The sequence below is a fragment of the Alkalihalophilus pseudofirmus OF4 genome, from assembly GCF_000005825.2.
Taxonomy (GTDB): Bacteria; Bacillota; Bacilli; order Bacillales; family Bacillaceae_D; genus Alkalihalophilus; species Alkalihalophilus pseudofirmus.
Genome location: NC_013791.2, coordinates 1,116,821 through 1,139,113 on the forward strand (window position 1 = coordinate 1,116,821; position 22,293 = coordinate 1,139,113).

The 22,293-nt window shown below is 40.8% G+C and carries 22 protein-coding genes; 21 read left to right on the forward strand and 1 reads right to left on the reverse strand.

All coding sequences use genetic code 11. The features are described 5' to 3' along the window. Positions 1–26 precede the first annotated feature (26 nt). From BPOF4_RS05580 to BPOF4_RS05625, 10 genes are all read left to right on the forward strand, one after another. Positions 27–1,694: a SulP family inorganic anion transporter gene (locus BPOF4_RS05580; protein ID WP_012958108.1), complete on the forward strand. Its 1,668-nt coding sequence runs from the start codon at positions 27–29 to the stop codon at positions 1,692–1,694. A gap of 17 nt (positions 1,695–1,711) precedes the next feature. Then, a complete protein-coding gene (locus BPOF4_RS05585) occupies positions 1,712–2,257 on the forward strand; it encodes a carbonic anhydrase (protein ID WP_012958109.1) in 546 nt (181 codons plus the stop codon). A 90-nt stretch (positions 2,258–2,347) separates the two neighbouring features. Then, a complete protein-coding gene (locus BPOF4_RS05590; RefSeq protein ID WP_012958110.1) occupies positions 2,348–2,824 on the forward strand; it encodes a DsrE/DsrF/DrsH-like family protein in 477 nt (158 codons plus the stop codon). 24 nt (positions 2,825–2,848) lie between these two features. Next, complete coding sequence (locus BPOF4_RS05595; protein WP_012958111.1) at positions 2,849–3,229, forward strand: rhodanese-like domain-containing protein; 381 nt, start codon at positions 2,849–2,851, stop codon at positions 3,227–3,229. A 126-nt stretch (positions 3,230–3,355) separates the two neighbouring features. Continuing rightward, positions 3,356–4,342 carry an LLM class flavin-dependent oxidoreductase gene (locus BPOF4_RS05600; protein ID WP_012958112.1) on the forward strand — a complete coding sequence of 329 codons (987 nt, stop codon included), beginning with the start codon at positions 3,356–3,358 and terminating at the stop codon, positions 4,340–4,342. Positions 4,343–4,488: 146 nt separating this feature from the next. Next, entirely contained in the window at positions 4,489–4,824 is a 336-nt protein-coding gene (locus tag BPOF4_RS05605; protein ID WP_012958113.1) for a YrdB family protein, read from the forward strand. A gap of 135 nt (positions 4,825–4,959) precedes the next feature. Next, complete coding sequence (locus BPOF4_RS05610; RefSeq protein ID WP_012958114.1) at positions 4,960–5,490, forward strand: RNA polymerase sigma factor; 531 nt, start codon at positions 4,960–4,962, stop codon at positions 5,488–5,490. 1 nt (position 5,491) lies between these two features. Further along, positions 5,492–6,382, forward strand: a complete 891-nt coding sequence (gene spoIIP / locus BPOF4_RS05615; protein ID WP_012958115.1) for a stage II sporulation protein P — start codon at positions 5,492–5,494, stop codon at positions 6,380–6,382. A 99-nt stretch (positions 6,383–6,481) separates the two neighbouring features. Beyond that, the gene (locus BPOF4_RS05620; RefSeq protein WP_012958116.1) at positions 6,482–6,823 is read left to right on the forward strand and encodes a zinc ribbon domain-containing protein YjdM; all 342 of its coding nucleotides are present in this window, start codon (positions 6,482–6,484) and stop codon (positions 6,821–6,823) included. Positions 6,824–6,946: 123 nt separating this feature from the next. Further along, a complete protein-coding gene (locus tag BPOF4_RS05625; protein ID WP_012958117.1) occupies positions 6,947–8,029 on the forward strand; it encodes an NAD(P)H-dependent flavin oxidoreductase in 1,083 nt (360 codons plus the stop codon). 158 nt (positions 8,030–8,187) lie between these two features. Here BPOF4_RS05625 and BPOF4_RS05630 read toward each other — a convergent pair whose 3' ends face one another. Then, a complete protein-coding gene (locus BPOF4_RS05630) occupies positions 8,188–9,138 on the reverse strand; it encodes a Na/Pi symporter (protein WP_326237930.1) in 951 nt (316 codons plus the stop codon). A gap of 213 nt (positions 9,139–9,351) precedes the next feature. On the opposite strand from BPOF4_RS05630, the gene BPOF4_RS05635 reads away from it, so the two are divergent. The 11 genes from BPOF4_RS05635 (at position 9,352) to BPOF4_RS05685 (ending at position 22,270) form a co-directional block, all read left to right on the forward strand. Beyond that, a complete protein-coding gene (locus BPOF4_RS05635) occupies positions 9,352–10,587 on the forward strand; it encodes an acyl-CoA dehydrogenase (protein ID WP_012958119.1) in 1,236 nt (411 codons plus the stop codon). 3 nt (positions 10,588–10,590) lie between these two features. Next, entirely contained in the window at positions 10,591–12,234 is a 1,644-nt protein-coding gene (locus tag BPOF4_RS05640; protein WP_012958120.1) for a long-chain-fatty-acid--CoA ligase, read from the forward strand. Positions 12,235–12,615: 381 nt separating this feature from the next. After that, positions 12,616–13,896, forward strand: coding sequence for an IS110 family RNA-guided transposase (locus BPOF4_RS05645; RefSeq protein WP_012958121.1), 1,281 nt, complete (start codon positions 12,616–12,618; stop codon positions 13,894–13,896). Positions 13,897–14,706: 810 nt separating this feature from the next. Then, positions 14,707–15,480: an SDR family oxidoreductase gene (locus BPOF4_RS05650; protein WP_012958122.1), complete on the forward strand. Its 774-nt coding sequence runs from the start codon at positions 14,707–14,709 to the stop codon at positions 15,478–15,480. A 12-nt stretch (positions 15,481–15,492) separates the two neighbouring features. Then, positions 15,493–16,233, forward strand: a complete 741-nt coding sequence (locus BPOF4_RS05655) for an SDR family NAD(P)-dependent oxidoreductase (protein ID WP_012958123.1) — start codon at positions 15,493–15,495, stop codon at positions 16,231–16,233. Between the two features lie 139 nt (positions 16,234–16,372). Continuing rightward, positions 16,373–16,936, forward strand: a complete 564-nt coding sequence (locus BPOF4_RS05660; RefSeq protein WP_012958124.1) for a TetR/AcrR family transcriptional regulator — start codon at positions 16,373–16,375, stop codon at positions 16,934–16,936. A gap of 70 nt (positions 16,937–17,006) precedes the next feature. Further along, entirely contained in the window at positions 17,007–17,891 is an 885-nt protein-coding gene (locus BPOF4_RS05665) for a 3-hydroxyacyl-CoA dehydrogenase family protein (RefSeq protein WP_012958125.1), read from the forward strand. After that, positions 17,891–18,670, forward strand: a complete 780-nt coding sequence (locus tag BPOF4_RS05670) for an enoyl-CoA hydratase (protein ID WP_012958126.1) — start codon at positions 17,891–17,893, stop codon at positions 18,668–18,670. The genes BPOF4_RS05665 and BPOF4_RS05670 overlap by 1 nt, the downstream gene beginning before the upstream one ends. Before the next feature lie 12 nt (positions 18,671–18,682). Then, the gene (locus BPOF4_RS05675; RefSeq protein ID WP_012958127.1) at positions 18,683–19,741 is read left to right on the forward strand and encodes a phosphotransferase family protein; all 1,059 of its coding nucleotides are present in this window, start codon (positions 18,683–18,685) and stop codon (positions 19,739–19,741) included. Positions 19,742–19,770: 29 nt separating this feature from the next. Next, positions 19,771–20,526 carry a 2-phosphosulfolactate phosphatase gene (locus BPOF4_RS05680; RefSeq protein ID WP_012958128.1) on the forward strand — a complete coding sequence of 252 codons (756 nt, stop codon included), beginning with the start codon at positions 19,771–19,773 and terminating at the stop codon, positions 20,524–20,526. Further along, a complete protein-coding gene (locus BPOF4_RS05685; protein WP_012958129.1) occupies positions 20,507–22,270 on the forward strand; it encodes an acyl-CoA dehydrogenase family protein in 1,764 nt (587 codons plus the stop codon). Before BPOF4_RS05680 ends, BPOF4_RS05685 begins: the two co-directional genes overlap by 20 nt. Positions 22,271–22,293: the final 23 nt, after the last annotated feature.

Here is a 22,293-nt window from a genome sequence, read left to right on the forward strand (position 1 = left end):
TTTTAATGAAAGGGGGACTTTAAAAGATGTTAAAGAAATTGTTCCCAGGTCTTGAATGGATGTTAACATACCAAAAGCACGACCTTAGAGGGGATCTTTCCGCTGGTCTGATTGTAGCGATTATGCTGATACCTCAAGGGATGGCATATGCAATGCTTGCGGGATTGCCGCCTGTAATTGGCTTATATGCTTCAACCATTCCACTGCTTGTTTACGCATTATTTGGCTCATCTAGACAGCTTGCTGTCGGGCCGGTTGCAATGGTGTCATTGTTAGTTTTAACAGGTGTTCAAGGGTTGGCTGAACCGGGGTCATCCGAATATATTTCACTTGTATTGCTGTTAGCTTTAATGGTCGGTGTGATCCAGTTAAGTCTAGGACTCCTTCGGTTAGGTTTTATTACTGATTTTATTTCTCACGCAGTCATTAGCGGTTTTACATCCGCTGCAGCGATCGTTATTGGTTTTAGTCAATTAAAACATCTATTAGGCATTCAATTGCCGTCTTCTGAGAATGTTTTCGAACTACTATTTGAAGCAGGAAGACAACTTAGTTCTATTAATTCTTATACATTATTTATCGGTCTTACAAGCATTTTAATTTTAGTTCTTATGAAAAAGTATGTGCCTAAGCTGCCGGCTCCATTGGTTGTTGTTGTATATAGCACCGTAGTTGTTTACCTTTTTGATTTACATGAAAAAGGTGTAAGTATTATAGGGGAAGTTCCGGATGGACTGCCGTCTTTATCACTGCCTTCATGGAGTTTTGAAGCAGTTAGTGTTTTAATGCCAGTAGCGATTACGATTGCCATTATTGGTTTTGTGGAAAGTTTCGCTATGGCAAAAGTGATAGCGACAAAAGAAAAATACAAAGTAGATGCGAACCGTGAATTAGTTGGACTTGGTCTTGCTAATGTGTCCGCTTCAACTTTCTCAGGATACCCTGTTACAGGAGGATTTTCTCGTTCTGCAGTAAACTATGGAGCAGGTGCTAAAACAGGATTAGCGGCTATCATTACAGCTATTTTAATTGTATTAACTTTATTATTTTTTACATCTTGGTTCTACTACATGCCAAATGCAGTACTTGCAGCCATTATTATGGTGGCGGTGTATGGGCTGATCGATGTAGGTGAGGCTAAACATTTATTTAAAGTGAAGAAGATCGATGGATTCACCTTATTGATTACATTTGCTGCAACATTAACCCTAGGTATAGAGATGGGAATTTTCATTGGGATTGTTTTTTCTTTGATTGTCTTTATATGGAGAAGTGCGAATCCGCATATGGCAGAACTAGGTTATGTTGAGGAGATGGATGCCTATCGCAACACAGCTCGCTTTAACAATGCCAAAACAGTAGATCATCTATCGATTTTACGAATTGATTCTCCGTTGTATTTTGCTAATATCCAACGAGTGGAGTCACGAATTCAACAATCATTTTTGAAGTCTGAAGAAATAGATACGTTAATCTTAGATTTTCAAGGGGTAAATGATATCGATGCAGTAGCTATTGATCATCTTGAAGAACTAATGAATACGTATCAGGAACTGAATAAGAACATTTATTTATGTGATGTCAAAGGTCCGGTTCGAGACACATTAAAGCAAGCAGGATGGTATGAAACGTTTAAGGGAAAAATTGAATTTAAAGATCTAGAGCATGTAATTGCTTATTTAAAATCGGTGTAGATGAGTAGGTGAAGGCTATGGAAAAAAAACAACTTCAACATCAGAATGAGACATTTCTCAAAGAAATGAGGGAACAAGATCCTCACTTCTTTGAGAAGCTTAAAGAGGGGCAGCAGCCAGAAATGTTTGTCCTAGCATGCAGTGATTCTCGTGTCAGTCCTTCTGTCATTACAAACATGCCGCTTGGAAAAATGTTTATTCACCGTAATATTGCCAATCAAGTAAATGTGGCTGATGAAAGCTTTACTGCAAGTCTTTACTATGCTCTGAAACACCTTAAAGTAGCTGATATCCTGATTCTTGGTCATACGAGCTGCGGGGGCGTGCGTGCAGCTGCAGAAGGAAATACAGAGGATGCGCTAGCACCTTGGTTAGCATCTGTACGAGAATCTCTTGGGGGTGCAGCATGCGAGGGTTTAGGAGAAGCTGCTTCTATTAAGAATGTAAAAACTCAGATGGAGCGCTTAGAAAAGCACCCCGTTTACCAACAATACGGGCAAGGAGTATCTATTGTTGGTGCAGTTTTCCATGTCGAATCTGGAGAGATTGAATGGATGAACTAAAAAATTTTAGTTGACATTATACCTAACTGGGTATAGTATATAAATTATAAGAAATACCTACACAAGTATATTACTAGGAGGAGATTATAAATGGAACAAAAGAAAGCAACAATGATCGTATTTGATGGGGATCTAGATAAAGCAATGGCAAGTTTTATTATTGCAACAGGGGCAGCGGCAATGGGGAAACCTGTGACAATGTTTTTCACATTCTGGGGTTTAAATGTGCTGCGTAAAGAGCAATATGTAAAAGTGGAGAAAAACTTCTTAGAGAAAATGTTTGCGAAAATGATGCCGCGTGGTCCTGAAAAACTAGGATTATCAAAAATGAACTATGGTGGTATCGGAGCAAAATTAATGAAGAAAATGATGAAAAAGCACAATGTTGTATCATTAAAAGAATTAATCGAAATGGCACAAGACCTAGATATTAAAATGGTTGCATGTACAATGTCGATGGATGTTATGGGTATTCATAAAGAAGAGCTGATTGATGGCATTGAATATGCAGGTGTAGCAACATACCTTGCAGAAGCAGAAGATGGTAATGTAAACTTATTTATCTAAGGACTTATGATGAGGGTGTCGCATATGAAGTTTCTCTCACTAACAGTTTTAGCGATTCTAATCGGAATAGGAGTGTTCTCTTTGTTTAATCAATCATCAAATAACGTAGAAGAAATCACAACAACAGAGTTAAAAGAGCAAATGAAGACTGATCAAACAGCAGTATACATTGATGTTCGTGAGGTTGATGAATTTGAAGACGGACACGTAGAAGGTATGAAAAACATGCCGCTATCAAGCTTTACCGAAACGTATTCAGAACTTCCAAAGGATAAAGAAATTGTTGTCATGTGCCGCAGCGGAAATCGCAGTATGCAAGCTGCAGAGTATTTAGTACAACAAGGGTACAAAAATGTAATAAATGTATCAGGCGGTATGCTTGCTTGGGACGGTCCAGTTAAATAAAGTAATGTAAGCCCTAATTACCTATATCAGGTGGTTAGGGTTTTTATTTAGGCATAATCATTTTCTATTAGGTTTTGTTGATTTATAGTGATAGATAAAGAAGCTGTAAAAAAGGAGAGATCCTGTATGAAATTAAGCATTCTAGACCAATCTCCCATTTCGGTTGGATCTACACCAAAAGAAGCGTTAGAAGCATCCGTACATCTAGCAAAAAAGGCCGAGGAACTAGGTTATGAAAGGTACTGGATTGCTGAGCATCATGACTTTCCTGCTCTTTCGTGTCCGGCGCCAGAAGTCATGCTTTCCTACCTAGGAGCACAAACGAAAACGATTCGTATAGGAGCTGGTGCCATCCTATTACCGCATTACAAACCATATAAAGTAGCTGAAACCTTTCATTTACTTGCTACATTATTTCCGGGGCGTATTGATCTTGGTATCGGCCGTGCACCTGGCGGATCAGCGGAAGCGTCAATGGCTCTATCAGATAATTATTTAAAAGGGGTGAGGGAGCTGCCTGAAGCACTTGAAGAATTATTGCATTTTATACGGAATGATTTCTCCTCGGATCACCTTTTCCAAAAGGTGACGGCTTCTCCCTTCCCGCCAGTGGAACCAGCTCCTTGGCTGCTCGGAACAAGCGAACGGAGTGCCGCCCTCGCAGCTAAAATGGGAATGGCCTATGCATTCGGTCATTTTATGAGTGATAAAGATGTTAAGAAAAGCATCGCAACATATCAAGAATCATTCCAGGCATCTCCTGAGCACAAGCAACCGAAGACTATTTTAGCTGTTTCAGTCATATGTGCGGAAACAACCGAGCGCGCAGAAGAGGTCGCTTCAAGCTATTTGCTGTGGAAGCGTCAAGTAGAAGCTGGTGAAGGCAGGCAAGGAATTCCTTCTATTGAGGAAGCAAAAAAGTATTCATTCAATGCTGAAGAGAAGATAAGGCTAAGTCAAAAAATGATCATTGGTAATCCCGATGAAGTATCACAACGTCTGTTAGAATTTAAAGACATGTACAAGGTCGATGAGGTCATGATCGTAACGATTACACATAGCTATCGGGACCGTATAAAGTCTTATGAATTAGTTGTAGATGCATTCAAATAGCTTACTGATCTATTTCACAAGTAGAAAATATTAAAACTAGGTCATTGATGGAGTAGAGGGATAGTTATGCGATTATCGAGTTCATCTTTAATTTACAATCAGGTTATTGGCTTTATCATATATCCAGATAGATTACAGAGCAAGCTATGATTATTATAGCTATCGTTCGTTTTATCCTAGAAGTAACAGCTTTACTAGCTTTAGGGTATTGGGGTTTTGAAGCAGGGACGGAAGTGTGGCATAAGGTCTTGTTTGGGTTCACTGCTCCGATACTAATGGCAGCCTTATGGGGTACATTTATTTCTCCTAAAGCACCTAAACGTCTGCATGAAGGACCTCGACTTTTTTTAGAAATTGCCTTGTTTGCTCTAGCTGCAGCAGCCATGTATGGATCAGGGTTTGAATACTTTTCAGTTATATTCATGTTAATGGCAATGGTTATTAGTATACTGATTCGAGTGTTAAAGTTGACAGGCTTATAGTGACAATTTAACCTCAATCCTTTATGTAGAAGGGATTGAGGTTTGTTTGTGGAAAAAGAAAAAAAGTTTTACCTAAGCTGTAACTTTTTTAGTTTGAGAAAGACATATGCGTAAAAGGATTGGGAGGGTGAGGCTTTGAAGAAATCAGAGGGAGAGATTCAGCGTATTTACCGCCTGTATTTTACCGATGTCTACCGATTTCTTGCTGCATTTACTTATGATCAAAATGAAGTTGAAGACTTGACGCAAGAAGTATTTATACGTTTGTTTAAGTCATTATCGTCTTTTAGAGGAGAGTCGGAACTAAAAACATGGTTATTTTCTATCGCAAAACATGTAGCAATTGATTATTCTAAAAAACGAAAACGGCAAAAAATCATTCAAGAACAGCTTTTTAAGTATATCCCTTCTATAAGCAAGTCCCCAGAGGACCTGTATACCTCCAAAGAAGATGTGAATAGTTTGTATGTTGCCTTAAAAGAATTAAAGCACACGTACAAAGCTGTAATCATACTAAGAGGAATTCAAGAGTGCAGTATCGCAGAAACAGCCTCCATTATGGGGTGGAGTGAGTCTAAAGTAAAAGTAACTTACCACCGCGCTATCAAAAAGTTAAAGATAAACATTTTAGAGCTTAACTCAGAAATTGAAGAAAGGTGGGTATAAAATGAATGAGAATGAAAAAGACATTATTCAGAAATTGAAAAGAGAGTCCGTTAAGATAAACCCACGAAAAGAATTTTCATTTGAATTAGAAGAAAAGTTAACCCAAAGGTTTTCAGGTAAAGGAAGAAAGAATCGATTTAGTATACTGCTAACCTGCAGCTTTGCTAGTTTGCTATTTTTTATATTATTAATTAGTTCCGACATTTTGCCGATGATGGGGCAAGCAACTATTACAAACGATCCTGAGATACTCATCTATCATACACATAATACCGAGTCTTTCTCACCTGAATTAGAGGGCGTAGTAGGAGAGTCGGATAGGCCAGAAAATGCATTTCATGATGAGATTAATGTAACAAACGTGGGGGAGTATTTAAGTAAACAATTCGAAAAAAGAGGAATAGGAGTTATTCATGATAAAACTAATTTTCAAGAACAGCTAGTTGAGAAAAATGTTAACTATGAGCACTCATATCAGCTTTCCCGAGATGTGGTAAACAACATGTTAAATAAGAACGATCAAATAAAAATGATGTTTGATATCCACCGCGATGAAATAGGTAGAAGTAAGACTACTACCACGATTAATGATGAGGAAGTAGCTCGGATTGTTTTTATAGTAAGTCAAGACCATCCTAACTATAATACAAATCTGAAATTTGCAGAAAACCTATATGAGAGAGCAGAAGAAAAATATCCAGGTTTATCAAGAGGGGTCCTTATGAAAGGTCATTGGCATAATAGAAATCTTAATTACAATCAAGATCTGTTAGATCAATCTGTCTTAATTGAAATAGGAGGGTATCAAAATTCTTTTGGTGAACTTAACCAAGCAGCCGAATATTTAGCAGAAATAGTGACTGAATATTTAAAAGAAGAAAAACCATCCTAACCTTACTACATCCTAGTCTGAAGAACTCTTCCAAATTTCTGACTTTGTTTTATGATAAGATAAACGGGCCTATAGAATTTTAATGGAGGAATGAATGCATTGTCTACTTTACCGAACTGCCCGAATTGTAACTCTGAATACACGTATCAAGATGGTAACCTTTTAGTCTGCCCTGAATGTGCACATGAATGGTCGCCTCAAGATGAAAATGAAGCTCTAGAAGATGCGAAGGTTATTCGCGACTCAAATGGCAATACCTTAAAAGATGGGGATAACGTGTCTGTGATAAAAGATTTGAAAGTAAAGGGAACGTCGTCGGTTGTAAAGATCGGGACAAAAGTGAAAAATATTCGTTTGGTTGACGGCGACCATGACATTGATTGCAAAATTGATGGCTTTGGGGCGATGAAGCTGAAATCAGAATTTGTAAAAAAGATCTAACTATGCTGGAGCTTAGAATTTTCTAAGCTCTTTTTTGTGGAGATATATACCAAATTACAGCTGCTTATGGTAGGTTGATAGTAAGTATGCTTGCATTAAATAATACATATATGAGGTGTTATGATGGTAGAGAATAAATGGATCAATGCACTCAATGTAAGATATCCCATTATTCAAGCGCCAATGGCAGGTGGAATTACCACTACTGAACTGATATGCGAAGCTGCAAATAATGGCTGCTTAGGGATGATAGCTGCTGGCTATTTAACACCTGAGGCCCTAGCTGCTCAAATAGATGAAGTGAAAGAAGGAACAACACAACCATTTGGGGTAAACGTGTTTGTCCCTTCTGCATTTAGAACATCTCAAAAAGAAATTGATCACACCTTGCAGCAGCTAGAGCCGATCTATCAGCAATTAAAAGTCGAGAATAGAGAAGTTATTATTCCTGATTATCAGCAGCTTTTTGCTGTTTATAACGAGCATATTGAGACCATTATTCAGAAGGACGTGAAAATCTGCTCGTTTACATTTGGGTTACCGGCAAGTGATATCATTCAACGTTTAAAAAAGGAAAATATCATTCTTATTGCAACGGCTACAACGGTGAAAGAAGCAATCGCAGCTGAGAAAGCAGGAATGGATGCTGTTGTTGTTCAGGGGAGTGAAGCAGGCGGTCATCGAGGTCATTTTATGGACAGCGTAGAAGAAAGTTCGATCGGTTTAATGTCCCTTCTCCCGCAAGTCGTTGATCAAGTGAGCATTCCTGTAATAGCGGCCGGCGGAATTATGGATGGCCGCGGCTTAGCAGCAGCTCTATGTCTTGGGGCAGAGGCGGTGCAGATGGGAACGGCTTTTTTAACATGTGTGGAAAGCGGGGCACCTGCTATTCACAAAGAGGCGATTATGAGTGCAGGTGAAGATGAGGTTATTTTGACTAAAAGTTTTTCTGGCAAATGGGCAAGGGGAATTAGCAATACGTTTACACAAGAAATGAAAAAGTATCAAGACAACCTTCCTTCTTTCCCTGTACAAAATGCCCTCACACAACCGATGAGAAAAGCTGCAAGCCAAATGAATAATAAAGAATACATGTCTTTATGGTCAGGACAAAGTCCGAGATTAACGAAGAATACGAAGGTAAAAACATTAATTGAGCTTACAATACAGGAAGCTGGAGAGGTAGTTTCGAACATAAATGATTAGTGAAGAGAGAGGCCGGCTTACTGAAGCTTGCTTCTCATTTCATTTCTTTGTAATTGGAAGCCAGCTTATAGTAATTTTGTTTCATTTATACATAAAAAGAACCCATAAAAAACGTTTTGTTTTTTATGGGCTTAACAATTTAAGTGTTGTGTTAACATTTATTGATAGGTTTGACTCTTGGAATGAATCCACTCGACAAAACGAGCAAATGCTTGAGCAAATGGAAGCAGAACGACAGAGCAGATTGTATTGAAAATGACACTAGAATGAGCCAGCTGCTGCATTTTGTCATCAGTCATAGACGTCACGACCTGTACCAACACATCCATTATTGGTAAAAAGATGATAACCCCTAATAGGTTGAGCCATATGTTTGCAAATGCCACAAGCTTTGCATGTTTACTAGCCCCGATTGTAGCGAGAAATGCAGTAATACATGTACCAATATTTGCCCCTAGCATAATCGCTATACCAGATTTTAAGGTTAGGAGATGATCACTCATAAATCCCATCGCAATAGCAGTAGTTGCTGTGCTTGATTGGACAAGACCGGTTAATGCAGCCCCTATTAAAATTCCTGTAAATGAATGATCATTTGTAAAGTGAAATAACGTGTGCACAGAGGGAAGGTTGCTTAATGGATACGCAAGCGACTCCAACCCATCCATTGCTATAAAGATACATGCCAAGCCAAAGGTAAGACAACCGATGCTAAATGCTTTTTTCTTTGGAATAAATAAAGCTACAAGACCCGTTAGAAGCAAGGGAATAATAAAGTGAGAGAGATCAAGGACCAATATTTCTGTTGTAATGGTCGTCCCAATATTCGCTCCAAGAATAATTCCGATCGATTGCCTGAAGGTTAAAAGATTCGCTGCAACGAGTCCTACAGTCATCACAAGAACAGCTGAGCTGCTTTGGAGCATGGCGGTCGCCACTGTTCCAATGAGTAAGCCTTTCCATGCTTTATCTGTAAATCGGTGTACATTTCGTTGAAAAAGTTCTCCTCCAAGTGGAAGCAGCCCTGCTCGCATGATGATCATTCCAAATAGAAACAGAGCAATAAATACGGCAAAAAGAGAAAATAATTCCTTGAACAAGTGAATCACCTCTTTACCACTCTATGGACAAACATCAGGAGGCATGACTGAAAAAAAGTTTATTTAATGATTGAATGTTCAGATATTTTTAGGTATAGTAATAAATGAGATTAACTCTTGTGGATTATAGAGGGGTGGTTCTATACATAGGAGTATATTTTTTTATCTTCAACATACCGACTGGTTAGTAAGTTTGTCGAATAGCAGGGAGAGGTGTTGTATATGGACTTTTTTTTTAGTGAAAAAGTAAAGCGCTTACAACAAGAATTGACATCATTTATGGACGAACATATCTATCCGAATGAAATGTTGTTTGAAGAACAGTTAAATCAATTTCCAGACAGATTTTCTGGAAATCCACAGATCATGGACGAGTTAAAAGCTAAAGCGAAAGAAGCTGGATTGTGGAACTTGTTTTTGCCAGACGCGAGAGAGGGAGCAGGGCTGACAAACTTAGAATATGCACCGCTTTGTGAGATTATGGGCCGTTCATTTATCGCACCTGAGGTGTTTAATTGTAACGCCCCTGATACAGGGAATATGGAAGTTCTTGTGAGGTATGGCACAGAACAGCAGAAAGCTCTCTGGCTGAGGCCTTTGCTTGATGGTGAGATTCGTTCAGCTTTTGCAATGACAGAGCCTGATGTTGCTTCATCTGATGCCACAAATATTTCGATTGATATTCAATCTGATGGAGATGAATACGTTATAAACGGTCGTAAATGGTGGTCATCTGGAGCTGGTGATCCGCGATGTAAAGTCCTTATTCTAATGGGTAAAACCAATCCCCATGCTGACAGACATAAGCAGCAGTCAATGATCATTGTTCCGATGGACACTAAAGGGGTAAAAATTAAGAGGATGCTGCCGGTCTTTGGATATGACCATACCCCGCATGGACACGCTGAAATTGAGTTTACAAATGTAAGAGTGCCAAAGTCTAATCTTCTTCTAGGTGAGGGGCGAGGGTTTGAAATTGCTCAAGGAAGACTAGGGCCAGGGAGGATTCACCATTGCATGAGGACGATTGGTGCAGCTGAACGCGCCTTGGAGTTAATGTGTGAACGAGCTGTCAAAAGAACTCCTTTTGGCAAGCCTCTAGCGAAGCAAGGTGTCGTAGGAGAGTGGATTGCAACCTCTAGGATTGAGATTGAACAGGCGAGGCTTCTTACGTTAAAAGCTGCTTCGATGATGGATACAGTTGGAAATAAAGTAGCGAAAAAAGAAATTGCGATGATTAAAGTGATTGCACCGCAAATGGCTCTCAGAGTAATCGACCGTGCCATACAAGCTTTCGGTGCAGCTGGTGTGAGCGAAGATGTTCCGCTCGCAGCGATGTATGCCAATATTCGTACGTTAAGAATTGCAGATGGGCCGGATGAAGTCCATCTAGCAGCAATTGCTAAGCAAGAATTAAAACCGTACTTACAATCACCTATTACTGTTGGGGAGGAATAAGAGATGGATAAACGTTGGCTTGCTTTATATGAGAATAATTTAGAGGCGAAATCTACCATTGAGAAAAGAACCTTAACTGACTTATTAAACGATACAGCTAACAAACATGGAACGAATACGGCTATTACCTTTTACGGGAAAACGTGGTCGTATCAGGAGCTCCAAAAATATAGTGAAGCATTAGCAGGTGCGCTGCATCAAGATCAGTTTGATAAAGGGGATCGTCTAGCGATCATGCTGCCAAACTGTCCACATTATCTATTCTCATTATTTGGTACATTTCGCGCAGGCGGCGTGGTTGTCCAAGTAAACCCAATGTATGTTGCCAGGGAGCTTGAGTATATTTTAAATGACTCTGAAGCAACCCATATTGTGATTCTCTCAGATTTATATCCTCTTTTTAAATCTGTACGCAATAAAGTACCAACAAAAAAAGCAATCGTTGTTGCTCTTAAGCCGGATGCAGAGGTGGAGCTTGAGGGTGATGACATCTTGTTTGATTCCTATTTGAAAGGAGCATCTGCACCGGCGCCACAACACTCTCTTGATCCTGAAGTGGACCTTGCTGTATTGCAATATACAGGGGGAACGACTGGCGTATCAAAAGGGGTTATGCTCACTCATATGAATCTCATCTCTAATACGGAGCAAACATATGACTTCATGTTTAGCGGGGATGTTAGCCCTCCTCATAATGCAAAGGTGGTTAATGTTCTGCCATTATTTCATATCTTCAGCTTGACCTGCTGTAACTTTGTCACGATCCGTCATGGCGGAAATCAGATACTCATTCCACGTTTTGACATGCCTGAAGTACTAGAGACGATTAAACGTGAAAAGCCGTTTCAATTTGGGGGCGTGCCAACGATGTATGTCGGCTTTAACCAAGTTGGGAAGTATAAAGAATTTGGTTTAGATCTAGTTGAAAGCTATGTCAGCGGGGGATCATCCTTACCAGTAGAAGCACTTGAAGCTTTTGAAGCAGGAACAGGAAGAAAGCTTTGTGAAGGGTACGGGCTCAGTGAAGCAGCACCGGTTACTCACTTTAATCCTTCGTTCCAAGAAAGAAAAGCAGGAAGTGTCGGTATCCCTCTTCCTAACACGGATGCGAAAGTGGTTGCTGAAACGGATGCAGGATGGGAAGAAGTTGGCGTTGGAGAAGTGGGAGAAATGATTATCAATGGGCCGCAAGTGATGAAGGGGTACTGGAGAAAGCCTGAAGAAACGAAGAAAACGCTGAGAGATGGCTGGCTCTTCACTGGTGATTTAGCGAAAATGGATGAAGAGGGATATTTCAGCATAGTCGACCGTAAGAAAGATATGATTCTAGCAAGCGGCTATAATGTCTACCCGCGTGAAATTGAAGAAGTGCTCTATGGGCATTCAGGCGTTCAGGAAGTGATTGTACTAGGTTTGCCTGATCCATACAGAGGAGAGACAGTAAAAGCCTATATTACTCCTAAGCCAGATAGTACTCTAACAAGCCAGGAGGTTATCGACTTCTGCAGGAAACAAATGGCGGCATATAAAGTACCGACGGCAGTTGAATTCCGTGAGGAACTGCCAAAATCAGCTGTAGGAAAGCTGTTAAAGCGAAAGCTTCGTGATGAAGAGGTAGCAAAAGTAAAAGCGGAACAGTCGTCTTAAAACGAAGGTTGAGGCTGGGACTTAAGGGAATCTGAATGCGGATGCGGCCAATGTATCCGCTCCTGAACTATACTTCGCTTTCCGTGGGGAGCTAGTGAGCTTCCTCGGGTTTCGCCCTGCGTGATCTCATACTTGCTCTAGTCAACGAACTGAAAAGCTTGGAAACATTGGTTATAGCTTACTCGCCGCTCCTGAAATATGCTTCGCTTTCCGTGTGGAGCTGGTGAGCTTCCTCGGGCTTTTGCCCTGTGGGATCTCACCCCTGCTCTAGTACACACAGGAGCATTCCTGTCAGATGAGTTTTAACCTATTGAAAAGAAAAGGATCCTCCGATATGATGCTTGTGTCTCAAAACAAACATTAAAAAAGGAGGATCCTCACATGAAGGATAATCGAACGAAACGAATTAATCAAGTTCAAGAAAGCACTCTTGTCATTGGAATTGATATCGCAAAGGAGAACCACTATGCCTGCGCGATTGATAGCCGCGGTCGAGAATTAGCTAAAGTGTGGAGGATTCATCAATCTAGAGAAGGCTTTATCCAGTTTGAAGAGTACATTCACATGTTAATGAACCAACATCAAAAGACAGATGTTCTGATTGGTTTTGAGGCAACCGGTCATTACTGGATGAACCTAGCTCATTTCTTAAAGGCAATTGACTTTCCATTCGTCTTAGTGAACCCACTACACGTGAAAAATTCGAAGGAAATGGATGATAACCTTCAAACAAAGAATGATGCCAAAGATGCCCGAGTCATTGCGAAATTACTTCCAAACGGCTACTTTAGTGTACCAAGAGACATGACCCCGGTAGATCATTCTTTGCGTCAAGGATCAGCCATTCGAGAACGTCTACGAAAAGACATTGGGGCAGTAAAAAATAGAATACAGCGTTGGATTGCCCTTTATTTTCCGGAATTTCGACAAGCCTTTAAGAATTTTGGAAAACAAGAACTGACGGTTCTAAAGCTTACTCCCCTTCCAGAAGATATCAAAGAAGCCTCTGCAGAGGAGTTAGTCCTCAAACAGAAAGAGGCTGGAGCTAAGTACGCGGGTAAACCTAAAATGGCGAAGCTCATTAATTTGGCCCGTCATTCGATTGGACTAACAGAAGGAGCGCAAATGGCGCGGTTAGAAATCCAAAGCTTGGTTCATCAATTAGAGCTATTAGATGCTCAACTCGAAGAAGTCACGACTCAAATGGTTGAACAGGCAAGATACTTACCGGAGTTTGAATACCTTGTTTCTGTTAAAGGAATTAGTGAAAACACGGTCAGTGAGCTGTTAGCTGAGACGGGTTCTCTTCAGAACTACGAACACCCACGCCAAATTATTAAACTAGCGGGGTTAACATTAAGAGAGAATAGCTCAGGGAACCATCAAGGAACCAAGAGAATTTCTAAGCGTGGCAGAAGAAGATTAAGGGCACTTCTTTACAAAGCCATCCTTCCGCTGATTCATAATAATGAGGCGTTCAACAGCGTGTATACCTATTATCACTCGCGCCAGTATAACCCATTGAAGAAGAAAGAAGCGATGGTCGTATTATGCAGAAAGCTCATTCAAGTGTTTCATGGACTGAGTAGGAATCAAGCAAGCTTCAATCCTGAAAGGATGTTAGCGGACCTCTCCTATATCACAGAGAGTAGAGCAGCGTAAGTGTTAAGCTTTCTTCGTTTTAACAACATATGCACAGAGACTCGGCAAGCGTAGACTTAAGACCGCCTAGGATAGGTGAGTCCATGCAGGAGTAGAAGCCGAGCTCTGCGTCAGGAAAGACCCAACGAAGGAATGTAGGCACTTGATGCCAGGAGATATGGGAGGGTACGTCCCCTGAAGCAGCAGAGATCACTCGTGCAAATACCATTTGAATTGGTAGTAGTTTACAAACTGCCAACGCCACGCGTAAGCATAACAGCCATATCCTTCTTAATCTTCCGTAATGTGTATATGGATATCGGAGTATAGTCTTAAAAAATTTTTTTTAGTAGTGTTAAAAACCAAAGAAACCCCCGTCAGATTAACTTTTCCTGAGGGAGTCTACGCATATTTCATCCGCTAGGTTATTGCGTTTTGTAATTATTAAGTGGCGATTTAGTTATGGTTCAGTTCAGACTTTTAAAAATGCAGACATCCTTAGGTTCAACCGCTGAGGTCACTGAACTCTTCTTATAAAAATGGGAGTAACTTAACAACATTCTCCCTCCGTTGATTGGAGCGGAAGGTGCGTGGCCAGGGGAGACCCCACAGGAGCGTGCGACGAGGAGGCTCCCGGACCGCCCGCGGAAAGCGAGTGTCTGCAGCGGAGATCAACAACTACTATAAGGTGGGTCTTTTTTAAGTTCCTTATACCTTCTATGAGTCTACGTATATTTCATACGTTAGATTAGTGTGTTGTTCGAATCCTAAGTCAAACACTTTATTTATGTCCTAGTCTCATCCAAATTTAAAAATGAAGGTGTGAAGCGTATGAATGCATTATCTCTATTTGATCTAAAAGGGAAAACAGCGATTGTTACAGGCGGCGGTCGCGGCCTGGGTAAACAAATGGCTCATGCATTTGCTGATGCAGGAGCAAACCTAGTTTTATGCTCAAGAAAAGTAGAGGCATGCAATGAAGTGGCAGAAGAATTAAAAGCTAAAGGTGTAAACGCCATTGCCGCTGCATGTGATGTAACAAGTAAAGAAGACGTCGACCGAGTGATTAAGCAGGCAGTTGATACATTCGGCTCGATCGATATTCTTGTGAATAACAGCGGGGCAACCTGGGGAGCCCCAGCAGATGAAATGCCTCTTGAAGCATGGAATAAAGTAATGAATGTGAATGTAACAGGCTCATTTTTAATGGCTCAAGCTGCAGGCAAAGTGATGATTAAACAACAATCAGGCAAAATCATAAATATTGCCTCGGTAGCGGGTCTAGGCGGAGCTGATCCTCGTTTTATGGATACAATCGGCTATAACACGAGTAAAGGAGCAGTTATCACCTTTACGAAGGATCTTGCAACAAAGTGGGGGCAATACGGCATTAATGTAAATGCTATAGCACCTGGTTTTTTCCCTACAAAAATGTCTAAAGGGCTCTTAGCTAAAGGGGAATCCTTTGTTATTGACCGGACTCCGCTAAAACGTCTAGGCGGTGAGCAGGATCTGCAAGGGGCTGCGTTATTTTTAGCTTCAGCAGCTTCAAACTTTGTCACTGGTGAAGTGATCGTAGTTGATGGCGGGATGCACGCGATGTAAGGGGTGAAGAGGATGAACAAAGTAGCTTTAGTAACCGGGGGGACAGGAGGAATTGGGCAAGCAACAGCTCATTGTTTTCTTAACCAAGGAATATCTGTGGTGATCCTTGATATCGATGAGGAAAAAGGAAAGGCAGCTTGTGAGGAACTAAGTGGCAGCGGGGGAGATGTTACATTTGTTCGTTGTGACGTTTCAAATGAAGAGGAAGTAAAGAATGCATGTCAAAAAGCAGCCGAAACATATGGTCAAATAGATATTTTAGTAAACAATGCCGGGATTGGCAATAACGAAACAACCTTAACGGAGATGTCACTTTTTGAATGGCAGAAAGTGATTGATGTGAACTTGACAGGTGTGTTTCTCGGGATGAAGCACTCGATTCCATTTATGAGGAAAAACGGCGGGGCAATTGTAAATGTTTCTAGTCTGTTAGGTTTTAAAGGGAAGAAATTTGTCGCGCCATATAATGCGTCTAAAGCTGGTGTCATTACGTTGACGAAGAATGCTGCTCTTGAATATGGAAGAGACCGTATTCGTGTAAATGCTGTTGCTCCTGGTGTGATTGACACATCTATTGTGGATGGATGGAGAACTCATGAAGAAAAATGGAAAATCATTAGCACAGCAAATGCATTAAAACGCGTAGGGGAAGCACAAGAGGTTGCACATGCAATTGAGTTTTTAGCTTCTGATAAAGCCTCATATATTACGGGTACAACGTTAATGGTGGATGGCGGAGGGCTGACGTATTAATCTAATCTGCTTAAGCCTTCGAAATACTGCCTAAACATAACCGGCGGCCGCTAAATTCAAAGCCAAATGATGCAAAGATTTGGTCTGGATTGTGGTATACTAAACGGATCAGTTTAGATAGATAGTGAGGCGTTTATGAATGAAAGAAAAAATTATTGAAGTTAGTATTGATTTGTTTGGCAAAAATGGTTTTACAGAAACCTCAATCCAGGATATTGTAGATGTTCTTGGTGTAACGAAAGGAACATTCTATTATTATTTTAAAAGCAAAGAAGAACTGCTGATGGAAATTCATTTGCGTTATATAGAAGATCTATTAATGAGCCAGCGTGAGATTATTGAAAAAACAAAAACCGCTGAGGCAAGATTATTCGATATGGTCTATATGTTAATGAAACACATCGAGGGACAGGGACAAAGTGCGCGAGTATTCTTCAGGGAGATGCAGCACTTAAATGAAGAACATTTAAAAGACATCTTCAAAAAACGTGATGCATTCAGATTGAATATGAATCAAGTTATTGCAGATGGAGTAGAGTCAGGAGAATTCCGGGAAGACCTTGATGTCAATATTGTCACACTGGCTATCTTAGGTGCGGTTAACTGGAGTTATCATTGGTTTGACCCTAAAGGAGCTCTTGATGAGAAAGCTGTTTCTACCATCTATATTGACTTCATGCTAAATGGCTTGAAAAAGGCGTAATAGTCCTGTATTAGGACTTTTTACGAATGCAACATACTAACTGGTTAGTATTAATGGAGGGGAGTATTACATGAACAAGTATCAAATTGAACGAATAGCAGTGATTGGAGCAGGTTCGATGGGACATCAAATTGCCATGTTATCCGCTTTAGGAGGATATGAGACCCATTTGCAGGATATCGAGCAGTCTTCGTTAGACAAAGCAAAGGAAAGTCTAGAGTTTCAAATGAGTAAATGGGTAACAAAAGGTAAGATTGACGAAGCATCGCTTCAAACGGCTTTTAATCGGCTTCATTTCACAACAGACTTAAATGCAGCTGTTCGTGAGGCTGATTTTGTGATAGAGGCTGTCGTGGAAAAACTGGATGTGAAAAAAGAGCTTTTTTCAAAGCTAGACGAACTAACACCGCAGCATACCATTTTAGCAACGAACTCTTCAACCATTGTTAATTCGAAAATTGCTGAAGCTACTTCACGTCCAGAAAAAGTATGCAATATGCACTTTTTCTTCCCGCCTCTAGTGATGGACTGTGTTGAGGTAGTGAAAAGTGATCTAACGTCCGATGAGACAGCTCAGGCTGCGATGGCAGTAAGTGAAAAAATGAATCGCACGGCTGTCCTCCTTCATAAAGAAATCTCAGGTTTTATTGCAAATCGGATTCTCGGTGCATTAACAAAGGAAGCTGTGGCGTTATATGAAGAAGGATATGCAAGCTTTGAAGATATTGATCTTATTTGCAAGAAAGCATTGAATCATCCAATAGGACCTTTTGCTCTAATGGACTTATCAGGAATTGATGTAGCGTATTTTGTGAACCAGCAGCGTTATGCCGAAACGAACGACCCTGAAGATTTACCGGCAAAATGTATTGAAGAAAAAGTAAAAGCAGGCGAATTAGGAAGAAAGACAGGTAAAGGCTGGTATGACTACTCTAAAAAAGAGGTGAAGAGTTAATGGGAGCTAAAGTGAGCGTAGAAAAAGAAAAAGGATTGGCTATCGTTACAATTAATAATCCGCCTCTTAATGTGATGGATAAAGATGTGATTGCTAGTTTAAGAGATACGTTTCAACAGCTGTCGCAAGATCCTGAAACAGTCGTTGTTATTTTAACTGGTGCAGGTGATAAAGCCTTTATGGCAGGGGCAGATATTAAAGAATTCCCTCAATTAATGGATCACCCGAACATGAAAGAACCGGTAATGGAAACACATGCTGTGCTAAATCAAATTGACTTTTTTGAAAAGCCGACCATTGCGGTTTTAAATGGTCTCACGTTTGGCGGCGGTTGTGAGCTTGCATTAACCTTTGATATTCGTATTGCAGAAGAGCATACACAAATCGGGCTGCCGGAAATTAAGTTAGGATTATTCCCGGGTGGAGGCGGAACACAGCGTTTGCCGCGCTTAATTGGAGAAGCGAAGGCGAAGGAATTAATGTATACAGGAGAACCAATTGATGCAAAGACGGCGCAGCAGATCGGGCTGGTGAACCATGTCACAAAAAGCGGGGCAGGCTTAGAAAAAGCAGTCCAGATTGCTAAGCAAATTAGACGTCACTCTCTTCCGGCACTCTCATGTATTAAACGTGCGGTAGACGAAGGGATGGATATGAGCTTCCCGCAAGCGATCGAACATGAGGCCGACCTTTTTACGGAAGTTTTTCAAACGGAAGATATTAGAGAAGGAGTTAGTGCCTTTATTGAAAAGAGAAAACCTGAATTCAAGCATCGTTAAGGGGGGAGTGTGATGGAACAAACGAAAGTGCCTAGGACTGGGGAGGAGCTGAATTCAAGCTCCCTCTTGGCTTATCTTAAAAAGGAAGTGAAAGATCTGCCTGAAGGGGATCTCGTCATTACTCAATTTCAAGCAGGTCATTCAAACCTCACATACTTACTTCAAATAGGTGATTATGAAGCAGTACTTAGAAGACCGCCGATGGGGCCAGTTGCCAAGCGTGCTCATGATATGGCACGTGAATCAACGGTTATGGCAACACTTGCTCCACATTTATCAATCATACCAAGACCGCTCCACTTTTGTTCAGACCCATCGATTATAGGTGCCCCGTTCTTTCTGATGGAACGAAAACAGGGCATTGTTCTTGATACAGAATTTCCTAGTGATCTAGAACCTACAAAAGAATTGGGCCATACCATCTCTACTCAAATGGTCGATCGGCTTGTAGACCTGCATGCTATAGATTACAAGAAAACCAAGCTTGTAGATTTTACTAGACCTGAGGGTTTTTTAGAAAGACAGGTTCATGGCTGGATTAAACGCTATCACCAAGCTAAAACCGATGATCATAAAGGGTTAGAAGAATTAACAGCTTATCTAGCGGAAAGCATTCCAGCTTCAAAAGATACGACAGTGATCCATTACGATTATAAGCTTAACAACGCAATGTTCTCAAAAGATGGTCAACAAATGGTTGGATTATTTGATTGGGAAATGACGACCGTCGGTGATCCGCTTTGTGATGTGGGTGTTGCTTTAAGTTACTGGATTGAGTCTAATGATCCTGACCTTTTAAAGCGAGGCTTCGGCAAACCTCCTGTTACAGTTAATGAAGGATTTTTAACGAGGAGGGACTGGGTTAGCGAGTATGCAAAGAAGAGCGGAAGAGAAGTAGAGAATATTGAATATTACTTAACATTTGCTTACTTTAAATTGGCTGTAATTGCCCAGCAGATTTACTATCGTTATCACAAAGGGCAAACGAATGATAAGCGCTTCCAACACTTTAATCATACGGTGCAAGCTCTTATTCTTCATGGAAGGCATACGGCTAGTACTAAATTGTAATCGGGTTGAATCAGAAGGAGTGTTGATGGTTGACACATATACATGTGCTTCTAAAGAAAGAAGAGATTGAACCAGATAAATTAAAAGGAGAGGCAGTCATCGTTTTAGATGTTCTGCTGGCTACTTCTACAATTGCTTTAGCTTTATCTTACGGGGCCAAAGCTGTCATTCCGGTTTTAAATGATATAGACGCTCATAGACTCTCAGCTCAGTATCACCCAGATGAATTTGTGCTGGTCGGTGAGAAAGAAGGAAGGGTGATTGACGGTTTTCTACCGCCCAATCCATCTCTATTAAAAAGTTATGTAAAAGATAAAATAGTCATCTTAGCGACGACCAATGGAACGGTTGCATTGAACCGGTCGATTGGAGCAGAAATTATTTACCCGGCTTGCTTACGGAACGGCGAAGCAGTTACGAGAGACGTTGTTTCCCACCTTAAGCCCGGGCAAAAAATTATCATTGTTTGCTCTGGTTCTTCTAATCAATTTTGTCTTGAAGATTTTTACGGTGCGGGTTACCTCATTTCTTGTTTAAGAGATCAGCTTCGGGGTCCATTCACTATAAATGATGCTGGTCTTGCAGCAGAAGTTTTATTCCATAGTAATGCTGGAGCATACGACCTTCTCATCCAATCAGCAGTCGGTGAATTTATTTTAAGTCACGGATTTGAAGAAGATGTGAGAGAGGTTGTGGAACTAGGAGTAGATCATGTTGTACCGATTTATCAGAATAAACAGATTACTAAGAAGGGAGCTGTTCGCAGTGGAACAAACAAAGCGTAAGTTAAAAGGCGGGCGCTTTTTAGTAGAGAGTATGAAAGTGGAGGATCTTTTTACACCTGAAGATCTAAATGAAGAACAAAAAATGATTGCTGAGACGGCTAGACAATTTATTGAAAGAGAAGTAGCACCTTACCGTGAGGAGATTGAAAATCAAGACTTTGAAAAGATTGTCCAGCTTTTGAAAAAAGCAGGATCGCTTGGGCTTCTAGCACATAGCATTCCTGAAGCGTACGGAGGGCTTGGTTTAGATAAAGTCAGTAAAGGAATCGTTGGCGAAGAGATCGGCGGGTCAAGCGGCTACGGTGTTGCCCATTCGAATCATACATGTATTGCTACCCTGCCAATTACCTACTTTGGAAATGAAAGGCAGAAAAATAAGTACTTGCCTAAGCTTGCCTCAGGTGACTATTTAGGGGCTTATTGTTTAACGGAGCCTTCATCAGGCTCAGACGCTCTCGCAGCCAAAACAACAGCAGTTCTTAGTCAGGAAAAAACTCATTATATCTTAAACGGAACGAAGCTTTATATAACGAATGCGGTGTTCTCGGATACGTTTATTGTGTATGCAAAAGTAAACGGGGATCAATTTACCGCCTTTATTTTAGAAAAAGATTTCAAAGGGCTCACCTTAGGTCCAGAAGAGCAAAAGATGGGGATTAAAGGGTCTTCTACTCGAAGCGTCATTTTAGAAGATTGCGAGGTTCCGGTTGAAAATGTGCTCGGTGAAGTTGGGAAGGGGCACGTGATTGCCTTTAATGTCTTGAACTTAGGGCGGTTTAATTTAGGGTCTGCCTGCATGGGTGCTGCTAAAGGTGCCCTAAAGCTTGCTATAGAGCATACAAACGAACGCAAGCAATTTAAAAAGCGCATCAGCGAATTTGGAATTACGAAAGAAAAAGTAGCTTTAATGGCTGCACGAATCTTTGCCGCAGAATCGCTTCAATACCGAACGGCTGACCTGCTAGAAGGCGCATTAGGTGAAATAGATGATACGCATTCTGTCGGTGAAGTTGGAAAAAGGATGATGGAATACGCGCTCGAATGTGCAATTTGTAAAGTTTATGGCTCAGAAACACTTGATTATGTTGTAGACGAATCTCTTCAGCTGCATGGCGGGGCAGGCTTTATAAAAGAATACCCGATTGAGCAGATGTATCGCGACTCTCGTATTAACCGCATCTTTGAAGGGACCAATGAGATTAACCGCCTGCTTGTTCCCGGTCTTTTCTTGAAAAAAGGAGCGAAAGGAGAACTTCCTGTTCAACAAGCAATAAATCAGGCGATCGATCGTTTGAAGAAGGGGAAGCAAGAATCCTATTCAGGAATTTTAAGCAATGAGCGAGGAGTTGTTGATTCCTTGCGTACGGTTTACTTAGCTTTAGCTGGCCTTTCGTATCAGCAATTTGGTAAAGAGCTTGAGTCTGAGCAGGAAATTTTAATCAAGCTTGCAGACATTGGAATTGAGCTCTATGCCTCTGAATCAGCTGTACTAAGGGCAATTAAAAGTGAAAATGACCTTCAAGTTCAGCTTGCTACAACAGTACTAGAGTCTTCTGTCAGCCGGGTTAGAACGGCTTGTGATGAATTAGTAAATGGGATGACGGCATCAAAAGAAGTAGAGGGAATAAGGAAGTTAATTAATCAGCTATTTAATGAGATTACATTCCTTGATCGAGTAGCTAGAAATCGTTCTATTGCAAGTTCTGTTAATGAAAGTGGTCGTTATATTCGTATAGGATCTTAACTCATTACAAAAGGATGTGTGCC